We start from the raw sequence: 20612 nt of genomic DNA, 5'->3' as shown, positions 1-20612 counted from the left end.
CCCAAAGTACCGCAGAGGAAAAGATATGTTTTCTAAAATAACCAGGTTGCAAACGCGTTTTTTTATTTGTTATATGCTGGCAATATTTATACCCATTATGTTTCTGAGCAGCGTGATATATTACTATCATAATGATCAGCGGACAAAAGAATATCTGAATGAAAAAAGGAATTCTCTTATTACGGAACAGAATTATCTGGAAAACCAGCTGGACAGTGCACAGATATATTTTAATCAGCTGAAATCCAATTATGAACTGCAGAAGCTGCTCAGGGGCTTTTATACTACGGAACAGGAAATTGTATATGCTTATAACAGTCAGATATATTCGCTTCTCAGCAGCATTTTCCTGTATGATCCCAATCTCGCGGATTTGACCATTTATGCTGAAAACCAGAAGGCGGCAGAAATTCTTAGGTTCTTTGAGCCGATATCTGCTTTAGCTCCAGGAATCAAATCCCGTCCGGAACTGATAGACGGGTTCTGGTCTGTCGGAGATGACGGGAAGTCTATGGGATTTTCCTTCTATATTGGATTCCCAAATCCTCCCATGACCGTGTTTCCGGGTATTGCACGGCTGAACTATAATAACAACATTTTCGATTCTTATGCGGCGGCGAATCCGGAGGCATCGGTATATGTCTGCCTGAACGGTAAGCTTCTGTATGAAAGCAATTCATCGGCGCAGACGGCGATGTGCCTGGAAAATTATAAAGAGCAGCTTGGTTCCGGCAGCCTGGAAAGTGCGGTACAGATTATTCCGGATAAACAAAGCCGGTGCATTTTAAGCAGCTTTGCTCTAAACAATGGTGTGTTTCAGGTGATAAAAATAACCCCGGAAGCAGGTAATATTTTTTCCTACAGGCCGTTTCTGCTGAGTTTTCTTGTATCCATTTTTATTTTGTTCTGTGCCAGTATTATCATGTTTCTTTTAATCTTCAGGCCATTTAAAAATATAGTCAGGCTTTCCGAGCATATGAACCGGCAGAATAACCATACGCTGGCTCCCTATTCAGGAAAGCTGTCAAAGGATGAGACGGGAGAACTGATTCTTTCCTTTAATAAAATGACGCAGCGGATTAATGAGTTGTCCTCCAGTCTTTTAAATAATGAAATGCAGCTGAAAAATGCCCAGATAGAAGCCCTGCAGGCCCAGCTTAACCCTCATTTTTTTTACGGCACATTAGAAAGCATACGCATGATCGCGGAAGCCAGTCATCAGGAGCTTATTTCCGATATCGCTTTTTCCTTCGGTATGCTTATGCGCTATTCCCTTTCCCGGGAATATTTGGTTCCTGTTTCCCGGGAAATTGATATGACACAGCAGTACGTTTCCATCCAGGAAAAAAGGCTGGTTAACCGTTTTTCCGTGGATTGGCAGCTCTGCGGACTGGATGACAAATGGCGCTGCCCGAAATTTGTGCTGTTCAGCATGGTGGAAAATGTATTTTCACACAACGTGAGCAAGTGCAGAGGATATATCCGTATTGTCATCAAGGTGGAGAAGGAGGGAGAGGATCTTACTTTTACGGTTTCCAACACCGGTCCGGGAGTATCCCCCCAAAGACTTAATGAACTTCATTATCTGTTGGAGCATCCAAAGGAGCGGGATACACTGAAAAGTGAAAATAATGGACGCAGTATCTTTAATATCAGCGACCGGCTGAAACTTTTTTATGGTGAGGGTTATTATTTTACGATAGAAAGCGAAGAAAATGTACTCACTACCTGCAGTGTGCGCATTCACAGGCATCTTATTAATTTTTGAGGGAGGAAAAAATGGGATTGAAAGTACTGTTGGTGGATGATGAATATATCGTACTGAAAGGGCTGGAGATTATGCTGGGGGAACAGAAGGAGGTTGCGCTTGAACTTATGACCGCCATGGACGCGGTGGATGCCATGGAAAAGATGGATTTCTGGCAGCCGGATGTAATCATTGCAGACATCAATATGCCGGAGGTGGATGGACTGACTATGCTGGAAGAGATTTACAGGGGGAATCCGGAATGTAAGTTCATTATTGTCAGCGGATATGAGGATCAGGAGTATTTGAAAAGAGCGCTGAGGCTTCATGTGGCGGATTATTTGACGAAACCGGTTGATAAGGCTTGTCTGATTCACCGGCTGAAAGAGATCGGTGAAGAGAAACAGACAAAGCAGCAGCATACACTCTTGAAAATCAGACTTTTATTGTTTTCAGGTGAACGGTTCCAGCCACGGGAATTAACAGATGATGAGATTAGGAGGCTGTTTCCGGACACTTATTTTGCACTTTGTACGGCAGGTGTTTTTTCGCCGGAAGCGGAAAAGCTGCGTTATCGTATTGCTGCCTATTTTGACAACTGCTATATGTTCTCCCAGAATAATTGGAGTGTTTTCCTTATTAATTATTCTGTCAGAATTAGTGAAGAAGAACTGCGTTCCCTTTTGGAGGAAACTTTTTCAGGCATGGCCTGTGGGATTTGTCTTTTTAACGGAGAAAACCTGGGAGCAGGAATCAGAAATATTACCCTGCCGTACCAGACCGCATTGTGTGATCTTGTTCTGTCCCTTCTTCCGGTATCGCAAAGCATGAAAGAAAGCACTGCCGAAAGAATTACCGAACGTACGCTGCAGCCGGCAGTTAAAGTACTGATGTTTGAGTATAGTATTTCAGATTATATCAATACAGCCTATGATCCCGGCCGGGATACTCCGTTTAATTTCCTTCTGGTATTTACCGAAGCACTCGCGGCTTATATTATGATTGCCGGGATCTATCTGCCGCCGGAAACGATACTTCAACTTTACCGGGCGCAGGCGGAAACCGTTCATGATAAAAAGACGCTTTCCTTATTTATGGAGAAAACGTTGAATTTTTGGTACGATTCCTTTACGCCGACCGAACAGGAGCAGTATTCTTCTAAAATTGCCATGGCCTGTGGATATATCGATCTGCATTCCGGCCAGGATATTGCATTGGAGCAGGTTGCTGCGTATATTTCCATCAATCCCAGCTATCTCAGTTATATATTTAAAAAAGAAACGGGCAGTACGTTTTTGCAGTATCTTACCAATATAAGGCTGCAGAAAGCATGCAGGCTTATGGCAGACAATCCGGAGCTGTCGCTGGATGAAGTGGCGGCGAGGACCGGTTATCATTCCGCCTCGTATTTCCATAAAATATTCCGTGGAAAATTCGGTATCAGTCCCAGGCAATGGCTGCAGAAGGAACGGAACTGTACCTGAGATCATGTACTGTGTGAATTGTTACAACTATAAAAAGCACAGCAGCTGATTGTCCGCCGCAGGGACTTGACAAAAGAAACAATCCAGCGTTTAATTAATAAGAATTACCGTTTGGGGAACAGTAAATTATTTTACAATGAGTTTTAGTAAGGAGCGGTGGCATGATGGGGAAAAAAGGAACGATTGCAGCGGCGGTTCTGTTGGTTCTGGTTTGCGTGGGAGCGGGGGCCTTGTATCTGAAATTCCGGCCTTCTGTGAATGAAGGCAGCAAAAACATTACGGTAACGGTGGTTCACGGGGACGGCAGTGAAAAGAAGTTCCGGTATACTACGGATGCGGAGTATCTGGGAGAGGTGCTGGAGGCTGAAAAGCTGGTGGAGGGTACCCAGGGGCAGTACGGGATGTTTATCACCGCTGCGGACGGAGAACAGGCGGACGATTCCAGACAGCAGTGGTGGTGTATCACCAAGGGCGGGGAAACCGTGAATACCTCCGCGGCTCAGACACCGATAGCGGACGGGGACAGCTATGAGCTGACTCTGAAGGAGGGCTATTGATGCTGCGCCTGAGGGCGAAGGAGATGGCGCTCCTGGCACTGTTGAGCGCCATTTTGCTGATCGGGCAGATTGCGCTGGGGTTTCTGCCCAATATAGAGGTGGTAACCCTGCTCCTTATGGTTTATACCATTGTATTCCGTAAAAAGGTCTTTTTCATCATATATATTTTTGTCCTGGCGGAAGGGCTGGTATACGGTTTTGGTATCTGGTGGATTAACTACCTGTATGTATGGAGCATACAGGCGGCGGTCAACCTTCTTTTCCGGAAGCAGAAGTCTGTGGTGTTCTGGAGCATACTGGCAGGCTTTTACGGCATAACCTTCGGGGCGCTCTGTTCGCTCCCCTATTTTGCCATAGGAGGCCCGTCGGCTGCGTTTGCCTACTGGGTATCCGGGCTGGCCTATGACATTCCTCATTGTATCGGAAATGTGGTTTTGTGCCTGGTTCTGTTCAGGCCTCTGGTCTATATTCTGCGGAAATGCTGCAGGGAAATCGATGTCTGTATGGAATGATTTCCCTGCAGCATTTGTGCTGCGATTCTTAGCGGAACGTTAGCACATCTGACGGGACCGTCATTTTTGCAGTAAAACAGGGGACATACGAATCTGCGAGGGGGCGTATCCTTCCAAAATGCCTGACAGCCCGTAGAAAAAGTTGTGAGATATTGCCATATCCTTCCGTGACTTTTTGTACTATAATAACAAGCCGGGTATCAGAAATCCTGTTTCTGACCCGGTTTAGCTATATCTTAAGTATTCTACATGAGGAGGAAGATAGGACATGACGGTAGCACAGATAGTAGCTGTTGTTATTTTTGTGGCAATGTTCGGATTGATTGTGTCGGAGAAAATAGAGCGTCATCTCGTTTCCCTGGGCTGCGGGTTACTGATGATCATCCTGGTTTTCGGGTTAAGCATGCACAGTATGCAGGCTATCTGGAATACGCTTGCGCTGAAGGATTTTCTGGCTGCGGGCTTCTGGTACCAGGCGGGGGAGGCTTCAGAGTCATCCTCCGGGATTAACTGGGCCACGATTTTGTTTATTGCGGGAATGATGCTGATGGTGGAAGGGATGGGACGCGCCGGGTTTTTCCGGTGGCTGTGCCTGCGGATTGCCAAAGCGGTAAAATACAGGACGATCCCGCTTTTCGTCACATTTATGGTGATGTCCAGTATTCTTGCTATGTTTATTGACAGCATTACGGTTATTCTGTTTTTGGCGGCGGCAACCGTGGAACTGGCACGGCTGCTGAAGTTCAACCCGGTTCCTATGATTATTTCGGAGATTTTCTGTGCCAACCTGGGAGGTTCAGCCACGATGTGCGGCGATCCGCCGAACATTATCGTGGGAACATCGCTGGGGTATTCCTTCGGCGATTTTATCAGGAATACGGGAATGATTGCCCTGATCGCACTGGTTTTTACCATTCTTTATTTCTATTTCTGCTTCCGGAAGGAGCTGCAGCAGAATGCAGCGGGAAGAGGGGCGGTGTCTTATCCGGATCCCAAAGACGCAATAGATAATAAAAAGGATTTTCTTATCAGCTGTATCATATTTGCCTGTGCGGTGGTTCTTTTGATCACCCATGCACAGACGGGATTGACGGTAGCCGCTATCGGAGTGTTCATCGGCGCGGTTTCCCTGGTGACGGCGGGCAGGGATGCGGTTATCCTGCTGAAAAAAGTGGATTACAAAACCCTTCTGTTCTTTATCGGCCTGTTCATCGTGGTCGGCGGATTGGAGCAGACAGGAATCCTGGAGCTGATTGCGGGCTTCATTGCCAGGATAAGCGGCAGCAACGCCATGATGATGATTGCTATTGTATTGTGGATTTCCGCCATTGCCAGCGCATTTGTGGATAATATCCCTTTTGCGGCGACGATGGTTCCGGTTATCAAAAGCCTGTCGGCGGCCCAGGGAGTGGAGCTTTCCGTGCTGGCCTGGACACTTGCCATGGGAACCGATATCGGCGGCAGCGCCACTCCTATCGGCGCTTCCGCCAATGTTGTGGGTATTTCCGTTGCGGCGAAGGAAGGGCATATGATCGGCTGGGGAAAATACTGCAAATATGCGGCTCCGGCAACGATTATGGTGGTGCTGATATCGATGGTTTGTATTTATATCCGGTATTTTTAACACCGAAGCGCCGGCGGCTTATGTCAAAAATACTTGCCATTGTGTGTAATAATGCTAAAATAAAAGTGAAGGAAGCAAATGCAGGTGATCGTTCCGAACGGTCCGGACAGTCACCAATTTCATAAGCTTGGGGGAAATGGTATGGGAAAACAGTTGATTATTTCCGTAGGACGTGAATTTGGCAGCGGCGGCCATGTGATCGCTGAGGAGCTTGCCGGGAGGTTTGACCTTCCGCTGTATGACAATAACCTGCTGGAGCATATTGCAGAAGAAAAGGAAATTTCCCATGATGGACTGAAAAAGTATGATGAGAAGCCGAAGAACAGGCTGTTTTCCAGAACAGTCCGGGGGTATTCCAATTCCATGCAGGAGAATCTTGCCAATATGCAGTTCGATTACTTGAAAAAGAAGGCGGCCGACGGGGAATCCTTTGTTGTTGTGGGGCGCTGTTCGGAAACGATTCTGAAGGGGAACGAAGGGCTGGTGACGGTATTTGTCCTGGGGGATCCGCAGGTAAAGGCGGAGCGGATCAAGACAGTGTACGGCGTATCGGAAGAAGAAGCCAGACGTATGATGAAGCGGGAGGACTGGAACAGGAAATCCTATCATAATTATTATTGTAAAGGGAAATGGGGAGATTCCAGGAATTATGATTTTTCTATCAACAGCAGCAAGCTGGGAATAGATAAGACAACGGATATGCTGGAAACCTGTATCCGGGCATGTATGGAGCAGAACGGGTAACGGCGGATAACGTATAGGGAATATAATAAGTTTCGGGAAGGCTTCTTTCCGGCAGGAACAGTAATGTATACTTCTGCCGGAAAGGGGCCTTTTATTTATTAATAAGTTCAGGAAGCTTGTTGTGATTGGATATTCTTAGAAAATTTGAAATTACATCAAAAATTAGATATTCTCTGGACAGAAGTAATATTTTAGTTTATTTTGTGTCCAGGAACATACACAGGGGGAACATAGTCATGCATATATTTAATTTTGGTAATAGCGGGTACAAAAAAAATGCGGTAATCGTTAGGTCTGACACGTCATATGGCTTACAGGAAAACGGATTGATATATGGGTTGCTTGGAATATCAGGAAGTGAAACCATAGGTATGAATGGAATGCTGGATGGCTTTGAGTATAATCGTGAGGTATACCCTGTGCAGATTACAGAGGGCAGCGGATATATAGAAGTTGATTATGATAAATATAGCCCAATTCTGAAGAGATGTATTAAGGATGGATATATACCGCTGCGTTTTTCAGTGGAACTGGAGGAACATCGATATTATACAGTAACAGTCAGGCTTCTAAATACAAGCAAAACTGAAAATACACGTGTTACACTATGTTCCGAAAAGCGTAGATTCATTTTATTTGAAAAGGAATTGTTACCCGGAGAAAGGATAGATGCAGCATTTAATGTCAATTTGGAATCGGTATTTTCACACGGAGCACTGTACCCTAATAATGTGCTTAATGTAAGCATCTGCGGAAGTCATGCAGGACTTGCAGAGATTAGAATAAAGAAGCATGATGATTTTGGAAAGACGTTATGGATACTGGGAGATTCGACGGTATGTGATTATATCTCACCTGTTCCATGTTATCCCCTGAGAAATTATGGCGGAACAGGAGCTTTTTTGTCAAAGTATATCAATCCGGAGATTGCTGTGTCAAATCAGGCAGAAGGTGGTTTATGCGCTTCAGATGAGGATCACTTTGATAACACAGTAAAGCATATGAGAAAAGGTGATTTTTTATATGTACAATATGGGATTAACGATAAACAGCAGTATAATGATATAGCCCAATATAGGGACAATCTTGAGAAATATTATACAGCAGCCCGTGAAAAAGGCGTAAAACTTATTATTGCAAGCTGCACACAGCGGCATGAGAAGAATAAAAATTGGAATTCCCAATTGGAAATGTGGCAATCTACCATGCGTGATTATGCCTGTGCGGCTTCGGAATTTGTAGAACGCAAAAGAAGAGAAGGGAAAAGAGATATTGCGTTTCTTGATGTAAATAAAGTATTTATAAACAGACTAAATATGCTAATAAGGCAGGTATTTAAAAAGCATAATGAGATAAAGCCAGATGGTCAGAAACTAATACAATACGCAGCAGATTATTATTATCGTACAGATAAGCATGCGGAGGTTGATCCGGAGCATATAAATGAAGCCGGCGCGGATAATACGGCGTTTGCCATCGTAACAGAAATGAAACATCTGAAAAACAGCTCAGAAGAGGCTCTTTTTGATGAAATTGTGGAAAATGCAAGGGATGAGTTGCCATATGTGGTTGTAGACATCGAAGGGATGCCTGCTGATTTATATTCGAATGCAGAAGTGACAGATATGGAGTATCCGGTAATAATAGAAAAAATTCTTATTAATAACGGCAGACTGGAATATGTTAAATTGAACGCTGCCGCGGAAAATTGCAGAGGATTTATACAGATATACAATGGAGATGATTTATCGACAGAATTCTATTCAACCGGTATGTCCCGTAATAAGCTGTTATTTGATGAAAACGATGATAAAAATTATTTTCCCCGCGGATGTATCTATAGAATTAATATTGTTTCAATGACTAATAAATATTTATCCTTGGAATGGAAAGATGAGTATTGGGGATAAAATGATAAGAAGGTAAAATAATATACATATTTGATAATCTATTTTATAAAGAGCTCGCTCCCCGGTTTTTATTGAAGTGCTGAAAACCAGGGATTTTTTCCCTCTAATTTATTAGTTCCTATAAAATATAAAAACAGGGCGAATTGCCTTAAAACTGATATAAAACAAACAAATATTTATAATAATTCAAAAAAATAGGGATTAAAATTTTGGGAATAAAGTAAAAATGCTGGAATTTTTAAGCTATTTTAATATTTTTTGGTTGAAGACAACAATTACAAATGATATGGTTGCCTCAGAAAAACGAAGGAGGCCATGGAAGTGAAATCGAAACAAAATAATAAGAAAGTAGTTCCGGCTGCCGGCAAAAGGCTTACCCTGATGCAGGAAATCAGAAAGAAGTGGTTTTTTTATCTGATTGCCATACCCGGTGTCATCTGTCTGATAATGTTCTGCTATCTGCCGATGGCCGGTCTGTACGTGGTATTTGAACGTTATACCTATCAGGGCGGATTGTTCGGAAGCGAATTTGTGGGGTTGCAGAATTTCAAATTCTTTTTTATGAATCTGAATAATGCTATCCGTGCTACCAGGAATACGCTGGTTATCAACGGTTTCAGCATTGGTCTGGGTGTTGTGGTAAATGTAGGACTTGCAGTTCTTCTTAATGAAATCAACGGTAAGAGGTACCGGAAAGTTACGCAGTCGGTTATGCTGTTTCCTTATTTTATCTCCTGGATAGTGGTTGGTATGGTAGCGCTGGCGCTGTTTGATGAAAATACGGGAATTATCAATTCGGCAATTACGGCTTTGGGAGGAACACCGGTGGAATGGTACTCCAATGCAGATTACTGGTGGCCGATAATGATAATTACCACTATATGGAAGAATGCGGGATATGGTTCTATTATTTATTTCTGTGCATTGACCGGATTTGATCAGAGTCTGTATGAAGCGGCAGAGATTGACGGGGCAGGCAGGTGGCAGAGGATTTGGCGGATAACGCTTCCGCTGCTGAAACCAACAATAATTATCATGTTCTTACTGAATATCGGCGGAATCCTGGCGGGAGGAGTGGATCAGATTATGGGTATGACAAGCCTGAATCCGCTGCTGCTGGAAAAGACGGATACAATCGCCACCTTTGTGTACCGATCGGCTATTGTAAACGGGCAGTTTGAATCCGCTTCCGCAATTACGCTGTATCAATCTATTTTCGGTTTCTTTCTGGTACTGGGATCAAATTTACTGGTGAAGAAGTTTGATCCGGATTATGCATTATTCTGATGAGAAAGGAGAGCTTAATATGAAGAAACAACAGGAAATCCAATCACGTAAAAGCAAAGAAAGTGTTCTGTGTTATATGATTGTAGGAATCATGGCGGTAAGCTGCTTCCTTCCTCTATGGATAGCATTCGTGGCTTCTATATCGGAGGAATCGGCAATAGTTAATTCCGGTTTTTCCCTTTTACCAAGAAAGCCTACGTTGGATACATATAAGTTTATTATTGAAAATAAAGGAACGATGTTATTCCGGGCGTATGGGATATCGTTTCTGACTGTGATTATAGGTACGGTTTATTCTGTGGCGGTTATGACTTTATTCGCCTATGCTACAGCGCAGAAAAAGGAAAACTTCCGGTTTTCCAATATACTGTCTTTTTTTGCCTGGTTTACAATGATTTTCAGTGGAGGGCTGTTACCCTGGTACATACTTTGTACAAAATATTATGGACTCCAGAATAATATATGGGCGCTGATCCTGCCTTATGGGATGAATGTGTTTTATATGTTTGTGCTGAAAAATAATTTTAAAGCGGTTCCGGAGGAATTGGTGGAAGCGGCCAGGATCGATGGCGCAACGGATGCAAGGGTATTCTTTTCGGTATCACTGCCTTTGGCCAAGGTGGGCCTGGTGAGCGTGATTTTATTTATGGCGCTGCAGTATTGGAACGATTTTTACTTATCACTTTATCTGGTTACTAAAACAGATTTGTATACCCTTCAGAAACTTCTTTATAATATGATGGCAAATATTTCAGCATTGCTTACGAATTCTTCTTTACAGTCAGCAAAAGAGCATATTGTTTTACCTTCAAATACAGCAAGAATGGCGATGACGGTATTTACCGTGCTTCCGGTATTAGTATTTTATCCTTTTGCGCAGAAGTACTTCGTAAAGGGGATAACCGTGGGGGCTGTCAAAGGTTAAGCATGATATCATAGTTGATGAAAGTGCATCAATTGGATATAGTAAAAATAAGGAGCGGTTTATAGAAACCGCGGAAAGAGAGGAAAAGGATGAGAAAGAGGTTATTGGCACTGGCATTGGGGCTGGTTTTGGCCGCTTCTGCGCTGGCTGGCTGTGGCTCTAAGGGAACCGGGGAATCAGCTCCGGCAGCAAATGAAGAAAGTCCTGCAGTGGAATCGGGGGCAGCGGAAAGCGCTGCGGCGGAAGGTACGCAGGCAGGAGGGGCGGTTTCAGATCAGGAACTGGTGGAACTGCGGCTGATTTTTTACGGAGATATGTCTTCCCGTCGTGAGGAGTTCTTTAAAAATGAATTCCATGACGCTGTTCTTGAGGATTTGAACATTGATCTGACCGTTGAATATCTGCCATGGGGATCCGATACCAATGTATCTACCATGCTGGCAAGCGGTGAAAGATTCGCTGTAGAATATATTGTATCTAATTATGACTGGCATACAAAAGGATATCTGGCAGAAATCGACGAATCGTTGCTGGAAACCCATCTGCCGGATTTGATTGCAACCCGCGGGGAAAACAATGGATTTGAGTGTACCAAATATAATGGCAAGATTTATGCGGTTCCCTTCGGTAATAAACCTTATGCAGGATCCATGCAGTACTTTGATATGAGGGGAGATGTTCTGGAGGAACTGGGATACAGCCCGGAGGATGTTAATACGCTGGAAAAGCTGGAAGAGGTAATGGCGGCATGCAAGGAAAAATATCCGGATATGCGTAGTGTAATGAATATTGACTTCCTTCCTTATGCCCTGTGGTCTTATTGCGGAGACGGAACAAGGTCCGTAAATGAAGCGAATGATTTTGTATATATAAATGAGGAAGAAGAGGGAGATGCTGTTTACAGTTATTTTGAATCGGAAGCCTTTAAGAAACATTGTGAGATTACCAGCAGGTGGGTAGATCTGGGATATATTAACAAGGATCTGATAACAAATCCTTCCCAAAGTGAGGCTGATTGGAACGCTGCCAACTGTTTTGCAAGAAACGGTATGCCCGGGTCCCTTATATCCAGCAGCTTAAAGACGGCAGATCCCGATGCTTACGAAACTATGGTAAAAGTAGGGGACCAGCTTAAAATAAAGAATAAGGATTATGACTGGGGAATTGCAATCTCTGCAGCTGATCAGGAAAATGTATCCCGCTGGCTGGATTTGTTCAACTGGATGTATAAGGATCAGGATCACTTTAACTTTTGTGTATATGGCGTAGAAGGAAAAGATTATGAACTGAATGAAGATGGTTCTATTACAAAGCTGGTATCTGATTCATTTATTGACAGCTGGTTTATGGAAGCAATCCCTTATAATATATATGATTCTTCCATTCCGCAGGAAACAATTGAGGAATACGAACATTTTGATGATGATGCAGTATTTTCAAAGCTTACCGGATTCTCCTTCGATACCAAGCCTGTTGCTACCGAGGTGGCGATGCTCACATCTATTTATGATGAAAAGCTCAAACCCATGCTTTGGGGATTCCTCGATTATGAGGAGAACATCGACAGCGTACTTGCAGAGCTAAAAGCGGCGGGTCTGGATACCTATGTTGCAGAATATCAGAAACAGTTCTCTGAATTCTATGCACAGCAGAACCAGTAACCAACTTTTATGGTAATTGAAAGGGCGCCCGTATACTGCGGGCGCCTTTTTAGCTATAAAATCAAAGGATACGTACTCTTAAGGAATGGAAAGGGAAAACATGAATCAGGTAACGGATAATAATTTTAATAACCCGTTTTCGGGCCGTAAATCGGAACAGGTGGCTTATTTTATGCCATATAAAGGACATATACATAATCCGGGAATGGGTATCATAACTATGGCAGTTAGTGACCATATGACAACCGGATATACACCGCAGGAAAGAGCAGTAGGTGATAGGAAAAAGCCGTTTTCCCTTACTGAAAAGATGTTGGATGAGGTAACGGCATTACCCTATATTGATAATATATATATTCGTGTGGGTTGGAACGATGTACAGAAGGAGAAGGGAAGGCTGGAGCTTATCCCCGAATTTGAGATGGCTGTAGAGGCGGCACAGAAAGCAGGAATCAGTTGGGGATTTCGTATTATGCAGGCTTCTCCGAGTAATCCTGCCGAGCATCTTATACCGGAATTCCTGGCGGATAAGCTGCCTATGTATCCGTATTATGACGGCGATTTTTATGGGCCGTCACCTAAAAAGCTTCCTCTTTATACGAAAGAATATTTGAAATACTGGGAAGAGATGCTTGTTTTACTGGGAGAAAAATACGATAAGACAACGGAACTGGAATATGCGGATGTTTCCGGTTTCGGCCTGTGGGGAGAGGGCCATCATGGATGTCATGTTAAACCAAACGGGCCTGTTGTGGATTTGGAACTGGATTCCAGAGAAAGAACGGAGGAAATAGTGGAAAATCTGATTCACAGTCATCAGAATGCATTTCCTGCCACTCCAATGGTGCTTAATCTGGTACTCAGTGAGTACCGGGCGGCGCAGCAGGCCATTCAGGAGGGATGCTGGGTCAGGAGAGACAGTTATCATCACTGGTTCCAGGCGGATCACGCGCAGTATGGTTTGATGAAGCGATCGGATGCAGCTATGATTTTTGAAACGGTTATGCCGGGTATTTCCATGGAGGATAACGAAGATCCTGCTTTTCGTTACAGTTATTTGGAAATGCCTGATCGAATGTGCGATTATGGGGCGGCTTATGGAATTGTAGGGTTCAATCCTCTCGATACTCTTCATGCAGACCATATGGTACCTCAGTTGTTTGATGCGTTTAAGAACCGGATTGGCTATCGGCTGCGCCCATCTATCTGTTGGAAGGTACTACAGGAGGACGGAAGCCAAAGCCTTGTATTGGGAATGGTAAATGATGGTGTTGCCAATCCCCCCGGCACTGTTATTTTTAAGGCTGAAAGTAAGGGGGAATTTACTTCTGTGTCAGTAGAACCAGGTATACTTGGAGGCAGAATGGCATTGGTAGAACTGCCTCTTCCTAAAAATTGCGGAGATAAAATAGTATTGTCTATGGATCTCGTTATTGGACAGAAGAGAAGGCCGGCGAGATTTGCTGCGCAGGTACGCAGCGGGCAGGCACCTTATGAACTGACTATCTGTCTGAAGCATTAAACGGAGGGCTGTGTTTTACAGACGGAAAGCATTCTGTTACAATAATGAAAGATTATTTAGAGGGGGAAGTGAGTATGAAATGGCTCCGGGCAAAGACGAAATCTTTATTTTCAAAAACTTTATTGGGAATGCTTTCCGTATCACTTACGGTATTGATCATTGTGGCAGCTATTCTGTTTGCCTGGTTCCGTTCCCAGATGGTAAAAGGATATTATGAGCTTACCCGTGCTGCCATGGGAAATACGGATGCGGTATTCAGCCGTAGTATTACCGACGCAAAAAATATGATTACGGAATGGTATGCGTCTTCCGACGGCGTCAGCCTGCGTCTGGAGGAAGATACGGAATTTACCAACCATATATCTTTTATCAATAAAATGTTGAGTATGCTTAACAGCAATGCCTATCTCCAGTCGGCCTGTTTTATCAATTATCAAAGGCAAATGGCATTGAATGTAGGTTCCAGCGTTTCCTATCCGGAGAATCTGGATCGCATCCTTATAGAAAAAATGTCTGAAAAAAACGGAAGAAACCAGGCATTCATATGGAATGTAAAAAGCCGTCGCTCCAATCAGGAAGTGATTCCGCTTCTTACAATACCCATGGCGGAAACCGCTATGAATGATAGTAATTTTTATGGGATGGCGGTGATAAATATTGATTTGAGGCAGATGAATAAGAATCTGTTTTCTAACCAAAAGGAAGAGCAGTTCCGTATGATTATATTGGACAAAACCGGAATGGTAGTAGCCAACAGCAATTTGGAGCACCTGGGTGAGGACTGGTCCGGCAAGGAGTGGGTGCAGCGCGTGCTGGCGGATGAAAACCAGTTCGAAATGAAGGAGGACGGAAAACGCTGGGAATACCTCTCCTTCCGCACAAGACAGGATGGTTTTTATATTGTGGCCCAGACGGATTATGTGACACAGATTGTTAATATTAACTATGTTTTCTACATTGTATTTGCCGTGATTATCACTGCGGCCGCAGCGATAATAGTCATGATGCTGATTGTTTCCCGCAGGATTTTCCGCCCTTTTACCACCATGGTCGGCAACCTGAAGCAGTCGCAGATTGCGGAAGAGATGGAGCCGGAGAGTGACGAGGTCGCCTTCCTGGAACATTTTTACCAGGGGATCTCCACGCATATCGAAACCCTGAATGAAAAAAAAGAAAATGACTTCATAGTCAAAAACCTCCTTCTGGGCAACCAGAGAAAGGAGATCCAGCTTCTGATGCAGCAGAAGGGGATTATTTCAGGCAGCAATCCCTACTATATGATTGTCGTTTTTGTGGAAAATAAGGAGCGGGCGGACAGTCTGAGCATGCAGGAATACGATATGCTCAGGAGTATGGTGAGCGGCGTGTTCTCCTCTGCCCTGGAGCAGTACGGACACGGCACATATTTCGAGGTGGGGCTTAGAAGGATGCTGTTTATGGTATCCAGGGAAACGGAAGAGGAGCAGCAGGAGCAGTGGATGCTGGATGCAGTGGAAAAAGCGAAAAATTCCGTGCAAAGACTGTCCCAGGTAAGGGCCTCCGCCATGATATCCCCCTGCCTGCGGGACGGCGGAAGTGAATGCGTCCGCTGGTTTGTGCTGATGAATGACTGTCTCAAGACAAGGCAGCTGCTTGGCTGCGAGGAAACGGTTATCCTGGACGGCTGTACGGAACCTGTTCCGGAAGCAGGAACCGAAGCGATTATCAACTGTCTGAAGCGCAGGGATAAAGCGGGGTATATGGAAGCCGTCGTACAAATGCTTAACGCGTGTGGGAAGATGCCTTACGGACAGTTTGCCGTCCGGCTGGAGGCCGTGGCGGGGGCTATTCTGAAGGCGGGGAAAATGGCAAGAAATACGGATCCGGGGGAAGAGGGAAAGCTTTCCCTCAAGGATCGGATCGCCTCCCTTACCGGCAAGGAAGAACTGCTCTTATGGCTGGAATCTCTGTATGATGAAGCCGCCATACAAATCAGCAAAATCAGCAACCATTCCACAGCGGCTATGATGGAGGAAGCCGTTGATTATATCCGGAACAATTATGACGACAGCAACCTGAACGTGAATCTGCTTGCAGACAAGCTGAATATCAGCGCCGCATATTTTGGAAAGCTGTTCACGGAATTCACCGGTTCCCGGACGCTGGATTATATTTTGAAGGTCCGGATGGAAAAGGCCAGGGATCTGCTTTTGTCGGAGCCTGATAAAGATATTGCACAGATTGCAGATGCGGTGGGATATAATAACAGCACATATTTTACAACGGCATATAAAAAATTCTACGGGGTGACCCCTTCCCGGTTCCGGGATTACCATGCAGTGTCGGGTATGACGGAGGCACGGGAAGAAACACCGGCGGGCGGGAATGACCGGTTGTGAGATCGTGGAAAAGAGGGATAAATCATGAAAATTTTTCATTGCAGAGTAAATCATTATAAGGATCCGCTGGGATGTTACCTGGGGAATCCGGTTATGTTTTCGTGGATCATACAGGGAAAACACAGCGATGAATACCGGATTGAGGTATTTCAGGGAGAGGAAAAAATAGCGGATACACAATGGGCACAGCTGAATCCGCTTGCGGCTGAAGTGGAAATAAAACTGGAAGCCAGGACAAAATACCGCTGGATCGTCAGTGCAAAAGATGAGAGTGGTAACGTGGTACACAGCGGCGGGCATTTTTTTGAAACGGGCAAATGCCAGGAGGCATGGACCGCAGATTGGATCACCTGTAAAAAGGATGGGGACAGACTTCCCATATTTAAGAAGCATTTTAAAGCAAAAAAGAAAAAAGTGGTGTCCGGAAGATTATACATATGCGGATTGGGCCTTTATGAAGTATCTGTAAATGGACAGAAAATCGGTAAGGATTATCTGGCGCCCGGCTGCTTTTTGTATGATCAGTACCTGCAGACAAGAACCTATGACATTACCTATGCTTTAGAGGAAGAGAATGAAATAGGAATCCTGCTCGGTGACGGCTGGTATCGGGGAAGATATGGCTTTCATTATGATGCCGCTAAAAAGCCAAGGCCGTATCTGCTTCTTGCACAGATATATCTTATTTATGAGGATGGAACAGAAGAATGCATCTGTACGGATGATTCCTGGATTGTGGATCGAAGCAATATTTTATTTTCCGGTATTTATGATGGGGAGATTGTGGATGACACGCTGGAAGATACGGTGCCGGAAAGTGCCGTAAAGGCCGCTATAGATGGGGTGGAGCTGGTGGATTGCCTGGGACCGGCTGTTATGGAGCATGAAAGATTCCGGCCGAAGCTGATCATGACGCCAAAAGGAGAACGTGTTTTCGATATCGGGCAAAATCTGGCGGGTATTTTTGAACTGCATGTGACCGAAAAAAGAGGAACGAAAATACATCTTCAATTTGGGGAAGTATTGCAGGATGGCTGCTTTTACCGCGGGAACCTGCGCAATGCAAAAGCAGAGTATTGGTACACGGCAAGCGGCAGAGAGGAGTGGATAAAACCACATTTTACGTACTATGGCTATCGCTATGTTAAGGTAGAAGGAATAGAAAATCCCTGTGCCGACGATTTTACGGGCATTGCAGTTTATTCAGACATCCCCATGAGAGGAACGCTTGAAACAGGAAATGAAAAAGTAAACCGGCTGCTTTCCAATGTCCGTTGGGGAATGAAAAGTAATTTTGTAGATATTCCCACGGACTGCCCCCAGCGGGATGAACGGATGGGATGGACCGGAGATGCGCAGATTTTCAGTGAAACGGCCTGCTATCTGTCGGATCCCTTTGCATTCTATCGGAAATATTTATATGATATGGCAAAAGAGCAGAAAATGCGGGATGGGGCGGTTCCGGTGGTCGTACCCTCCTTCGGTATGAATCAATGTACTTCCGTATGGGGGGATGCTGTTTGCCTGATTCCCTGGAACCTTTATGTTTTCAGCGGGGATACGTCCATATTAAAGGAGTATTATGAAAGTATGGTTTCCTGGCTGGCGTATGTTACTAAAACGGATGGTAACAATCATGGCTGGAGAACCTGCTTTCATTATGGGGACTGGCTTGCACTGGATTCTCCGTATGAGGGGGAAGCGCAGACCAAAGGCGGTACGGATGAAGGATTTATTGCAGATGTCTATTATAGGAAAAGTGCAATTATCGCAGCAAAAACGGCAAGGATCCTGAATAAGCCGGAAGAAGCGGCGTATTTTGAAAAATTGGCTGATGCTGTTTTAGAGGGAATACGGGAGGAATATTTTACCAAAACGGGAAGATGTGCCATTCCAACACAGACGGCAGCACTGCTCACTTTGGAGGAAGGATTATCGGATCCCAAAAGGGCAAGAGACATGTTAAAAACGCTGTTGGAAAACAAGGGGAATAAACTCACAACCGGGTTTGTGGGGACTCCTATTTTATGCAGGGTCCTGACGGCGGAAAAGATGGAAAAGGAAGCTTTCCGCTTATTGTTATCGGAGGAATATCCCGGTTGGTTATATGAGATAAACCGGGGAGCCACCACGATCTGGGAACGTTGGAATTCCCTGGATGAGTCAGGACATATCTCCTCGGTGGGGATGAACAGTTTAAATCACTATTCCTACGGCGCAATCGCAAGCTGGCTTTGGAGTGATGTGGCCGGAATTTCCCCCATGGAAACTGGTCCGGGTTTTAAAGAAGTGAGGATAAAGCCGCATGTCAATTGGAACTTACAGTACCTTAACGCTGTATTCATGTCCCCGGCAGGCAGTTATGAAATCCAATGGAAAATCGTGGACAAAAATAAGGTGACGATAAAGTTTTCCGTTCCGGACGGATGCAGGGCGTATGTGACATTGCCGGCATCGGAGAGAGAAACGTTTGAAGCGGAAGCGGGTGTGTATGAATATACTTACGAAACAAGCGAATGCTTGTATACCAATTATTCTTTGGAGGACGAATTAAAGCTGTTGGCGGCGGTTCCCCGGATACGGGATATCTTACGGGAATACTTAGCCGATTTGGATAATCTCGCGGGCTACACGAATGATTATCCGCTTCGGGAGACATTGACGAATCTGGGGTATCCGGAGGAATTTCAAAAGGAGCTGGATGCCCGGATACAGGCGGTGATCCTGTAAAAACAAATAGTGATTCGACGGCTCCGTCAAAGGAATTTGCCGCCTCTGTTGTGTTTCCAATGCGGCGGGGCGGTATTTTCCTGCCTGAAACAGAAAGGAAAGTAACGGTCGGATTTGCCCGGGCCGTTCTTACGAAAATAATAACGCTTTGGGATGATAAAGTTGGAATCGAGTGTTATAATGATAACAAATATCAGTTCCAAGGAGTGGGAATATGAATAAAATAAGGTTACCGGGTATCCTCCTGTTATGTTTCTGTTCCTTCCTGCTGGGCGGATGTACCCAAAAGGGCGGCGATGTCTCAGGAACGGCCGCGGCCGCTGCCGGGCCGCAGTATGAATGGGGAACCGTATCCGGCCGCACGCTGACGGTTTGGGGGCGGGAGACGGATTTGAACCGTATTTACATGAAACGGGCGTTCCAAAGATATGAGGAGCTGACAGGCAACCGGGTCCAGGTGGTAGCCATGGAGCCGGGAGAGCTGGAGGAAAAAGGCGCGCAGGCCCTGAAAAGCGGGGAAGGGGCGCCGGATCTTCTCCTGAGCTTTGGCGGCGTTAATATGGAAGTCTTTTCTCCCGATGAAAGTTTTTATGATTTCAGCGATGCGGCCTGGGTGGATGATCTTACCGACACATCCATCAACCAGACAATTTATAACGGCAAGGTGATGGGGCTGCCCCACTGGGAGGCCTCTGTTTCAGGCACTATTTACAATAAGGAAATCTTTGAAAAACTCCATATAGATCCGCCACGGACGCAGGAGGAATTTATGGAAGCCTGCAGGATACTTCTGGAAAACAAGGTTACGCCGCTGTATCTGCCTTGTGCGGAGGATACCATGCTTCTTTACCAGTTCCCGCTGGATTGCCTGGTGGAGGATGCGCAGGTGCTTCAGGAGCTGAACGGAGGCCGGATCGGTTACCGTGATCTGCCTCAGATGGAGGTTATCGTGGAATGGTACCGCACCATGGCGGAAAACGGGTATCTGGGCAGTGACTATATGCAGAATGACTGGAACGGGATGAATTCCGCTATGGACAGCGGGGAATATGCCATGATGCTTTGCTGGGATACCTGGCTCTATACGGATTTTGAAGGCGATGCGTCCCGGTTCGGGCTGATGCCTGCATTTGTGGGGCTTCCGGAAAAGGGGACTTTTGAGGGGCCTAATCTGGCGCTGCTTCTGGTGAACCGGAATGGGGAGCAGGTGGATGCGGCGCTGGATTTGGTTACCTTTATGGCGGATCCCTATAATTACAATGCGGCGTTTGAGGGGATTTATACAGCACCGGTTTTCAAAGGGCAGCAGGCCAGCATTTCCACGCCGCAGTATGCGGAAAATGCCGGATGGATAGAAGAAGTATACCATGACTCCGTGGCCTGGCTGCGGATCCGGGGATTTTCCCAGTCAGATGCCTCCTGCATTCTGGATTATATGCAGGCCGGCGGGGACTATACCGTACAGCAGTGCCTGACGGATATGGACAGGCTGCGCAGGGAACGGGCGGATACTATGGGCGTGAAGTGAGAG

General features: G+C 45.3%; 14 protein-coding genes. All 14 read left to right on the top strand.

Going from position 1 to position 20612, the window contains the following annotated elements; translation table 11 throughout:
* The first annotated feature begins 25 nt into the window (after nt 1–25).
* The 14 genes from DXA36_RS11325 to DXA36_RS11260 all read left to right on the top strand — a co-directional run bounded on the left by DXA36_RS11325 (nt 26) and on the right by DXA36_RS11260 (nt 20609).
* Nucleotides 26–1768, top strand: coding sequence for a sensor histidine kinase (locus DXA36_RS11325; RefSeq protein WP_182479021.1), 1743 nt, complete (start codon nt 26–28; stop codon nt 1766–1768).
* Between the two features lie 11 nt (nt 1769–1779).
* On the top strand, nt 1780–3231 hold the full coding sequence (locus DXA36_RS11320; protein ID WP_118679187.1) for a response regulator: 1452 nt from the start codon (nt 1780–1782) through the stop codon (nt 3229–3231).
* Nucleotides 3232–3392: 161 nt separating this feature from the next.
* Nucleotides 3393–3788: a DUF4430 domain-containing protein gene (locus DXA36_RS11315; protein WP_118679185.1), complete on the top strand. Its 396-nt coding sequence runs from the start codon at nt 3393–3395 to the stop codon at nt 3786–3788.
* Nucleotides 3788–4300: a hypothetical protein gene (locus tag DXA36_RS11310; RefSeq protein WP_182479020.1), complete on the top strand. Its 513-nt coding sequence runs from the start codon at nt 3788–3790 to the stop codon at nt 4298–4300. Before DXA36_RS11315 ends, DXA36_RS11310 begins: the two co-directional genes overlap by 1 nt.
* A gap of 268 nt (nt 4301–4568) precedes the next feature.
* The gene (locus tag DXA36_RS11305; protein ID WP_118679183.1) at nt 4569–5924 is read left to right on the top strand and encodes an SLC13 family permease; all 1356 of its coding nucleotides are present in this window, start codon (nt 4569–4571) and stop codon (nt 5922–5924) included.
* A gap of 141 nt (nt 5925–6065) precedes the next feature.
* Nucleotides 6066–6668 (top strand): cytidylate kinase-like family protein, encoded by a 603-nt coding sequence (locus DXA36_RS11300; RefSeq protein WP_118679320.1) that lies wholly within the window; start codon nt 6066–6068, stop codon nt 6666–6668.
* Nucleotides 6669–6793: 125 nt separating this feature from the next.
* Nucleotides 6794–8578, top strand: a complete 1785-nt coding sequence (locus tag DXA36_RS11295) for a hypothetical protein (protein WP_147366579.1) — start codon at nt 6794–6796, stop codon at nt 8576–8578.
* Between the two features lie 321 nt (nt 8579–8899).
* Nucleotides 8900–9865, top strand: coding sequence for an ABC transporter permease (locus tag DXA36_RS11290; RefSeq protein ID WP_182479019.1), 966 nt, complete (start codon nt 8900–8902; stop codon nt 9863–9865).
* A gap of 19 nt (nt 9866–9884) precedes the next feature.
* Nucleotides 9885–10790: a carbohydrate ABC transporter permease gene (locus DXA36_RS11285; protein ID WP_182479018.1), complete on the top strand. Its 906-nt coding sequence runs from the start codon at nt 9885–9887 to the stop codon at nt 10788–10790.
* An 89-nt stretch (nt 10791–10879) separates the two neighbouring features.
* Entirely contained in the window at nt 10880–12451 is a 1572-nt protein-coding gene (locus DXA36_RS11280) for an ABC transporter substrate-binding protein (protein WP_118679175.1), read from the top strand.
* Between the two features lie 100 nt (nt 12452–12551).
* Entirely contained in the window at nt 12552–13973 is a 1422-nt protein-coding gene (locus tag DXA36_RS11275; RefSeq protein WP_147366578.1) for a hypothetical protein, read from the top strand.
* 74 nt (nt 13974–14047) lie between these two features.
* Nucleotides 14048–16351, top strand: coding sequence for a helix-turn-helix domain-containing protein (locus DXA36_RS11270; RefSeq protein ID WP_182479017.1), 2304 nt, complete (start codon nt 14048–14050; stop codon nt 16349–16351).
* 24 nt (nt 16352–16375) lie between these two features.
* Complete coding sequence (locus tag DXA36_RS11265) at nt 16376–19081, top strand: alpha-L-rhamnosidase (RefSeq protein WP_118679169.1); 2706 nt, start codon at nt 16376–16378, stop codon at nt 19079–19081.
* Between the two features lie 214 nt (nt 19082–19295).
* Nucleotides 19296–20609, top strand: a complete 1314-nt coding sequence (locus DXA36_RS11260; RefSeq protein WP_118679167.1) for an ABC transporter substrate-binding protein — start codon at nt 19296–19298, stop codon at nt 20607–20609.
* The last annotated feature ends 3 nt before the right edge of the window (nt 20610–20612 follow it).

The organism is Eisenbergiella sp. OF01-20 (assembly GCF_003478085.1).
Classification (GTDB): Bacteria; Bacillota; Clostridia; order Lachnospirales; family Lachnospiraceae; genus Eisenbergiella.
The sequence above is the reverse complement of the archived record's forward strand: the minus strand, read 5'-3'. Positions and strand labels throughout refer to the sequence as shown.

What these genes read in the sequence shown, in the direction of transcription:
- DXA36_RS11325 (WP_182479021.1), top strand. Translation starts at nt 26, where the DNA reads ATGTTTTCTAAAATAACCAGGTTGCAAACGCGTTTTTTTATTTGTTAT.
- DXA36_RS11320 (WP_118679187.1), top strand. Translation starts at nt 1,780, where the DNA reads ATGGGATTGAAAGTACTGTTGGTGGATGATGAATATATCGTACTGAAA.
- DXA36_RS11315 (WP_118679185.1), top strand. Translation starts at nt 3,393, where the DNA reads ATGATGGGGAAAAAAGGAACGATTGCAGCGGCGGTTCTGTTGGTTCTG.
- DXA36_RS11310 (WP_182479020.1), top strand. Translation starts at nt 3,788, where the DNA reads ATGCTGCGCCTGAGGGCGAAGGAGATGGCGCTCCTGGCACTGTTGAGC.
- DXA36_RS11305 (WP_118679183.1), top strand. Translation starts at nt 4,569, where the DNA reads ATGACGGTAGCACAGATAGTAGCTGTTGTTATTTTTGTGGCAATGTTC.
- DXA36_RS11300 (WP_118679320.1), top strand. Translation starts at nt 6,066, where the DNA reads ATGGGAAAACAGTTGATTATTTCCGTAGGACGTGAATTTGGCAGCGGC.
- DXA36_RS11285 (WP_182479018.1), top strand. Translation starts at nt 9,885, where the DNA reads ATGAAGAAACAACAGGAAATCCAATCACGTAAAAGCAAAGAAAGTGTT.
- DXA36_RS11280 (WP_118679175.1), top strand. Translation starts at nt 10,880, where the DNA reads ATGAGAAAGAGGTTATTGGCACTGGCATTGGGGCTGGTTTTGGCCGCT.
- DXA36_RS11275 (WP_147366578.1), top strand. Translation starts at nt 12,552, where the DNA reads ATGAATCAGGTAACGGATAATAATTTTAATAACCCGTTTTCGGGCCGT.
- DXA36_RS11270 (WP_182479017.1), top strand. Translation starts at nt 14,048, where the DNA reads ATGAAATGGCTCCGGGCAAAGACGAAATCTTTATTTTCAAAAACTTTA.
- DXA36_RS11265 (WP_118679169.1), top strand. Translation starts at nt 16,376, where the DNA reads ATGAAAATTTTTCATTGCAGAGTAAATCATTATAAGGATCCGCTGGGA.
- DXA36_RS11260 (WP_118679167.1), top strand. Translation starts at nt 19,296, where the DNA reads ATGAATAAAATAAGGTTACCGGGTATCCTCCTGTTATGTTTCTGTTCC.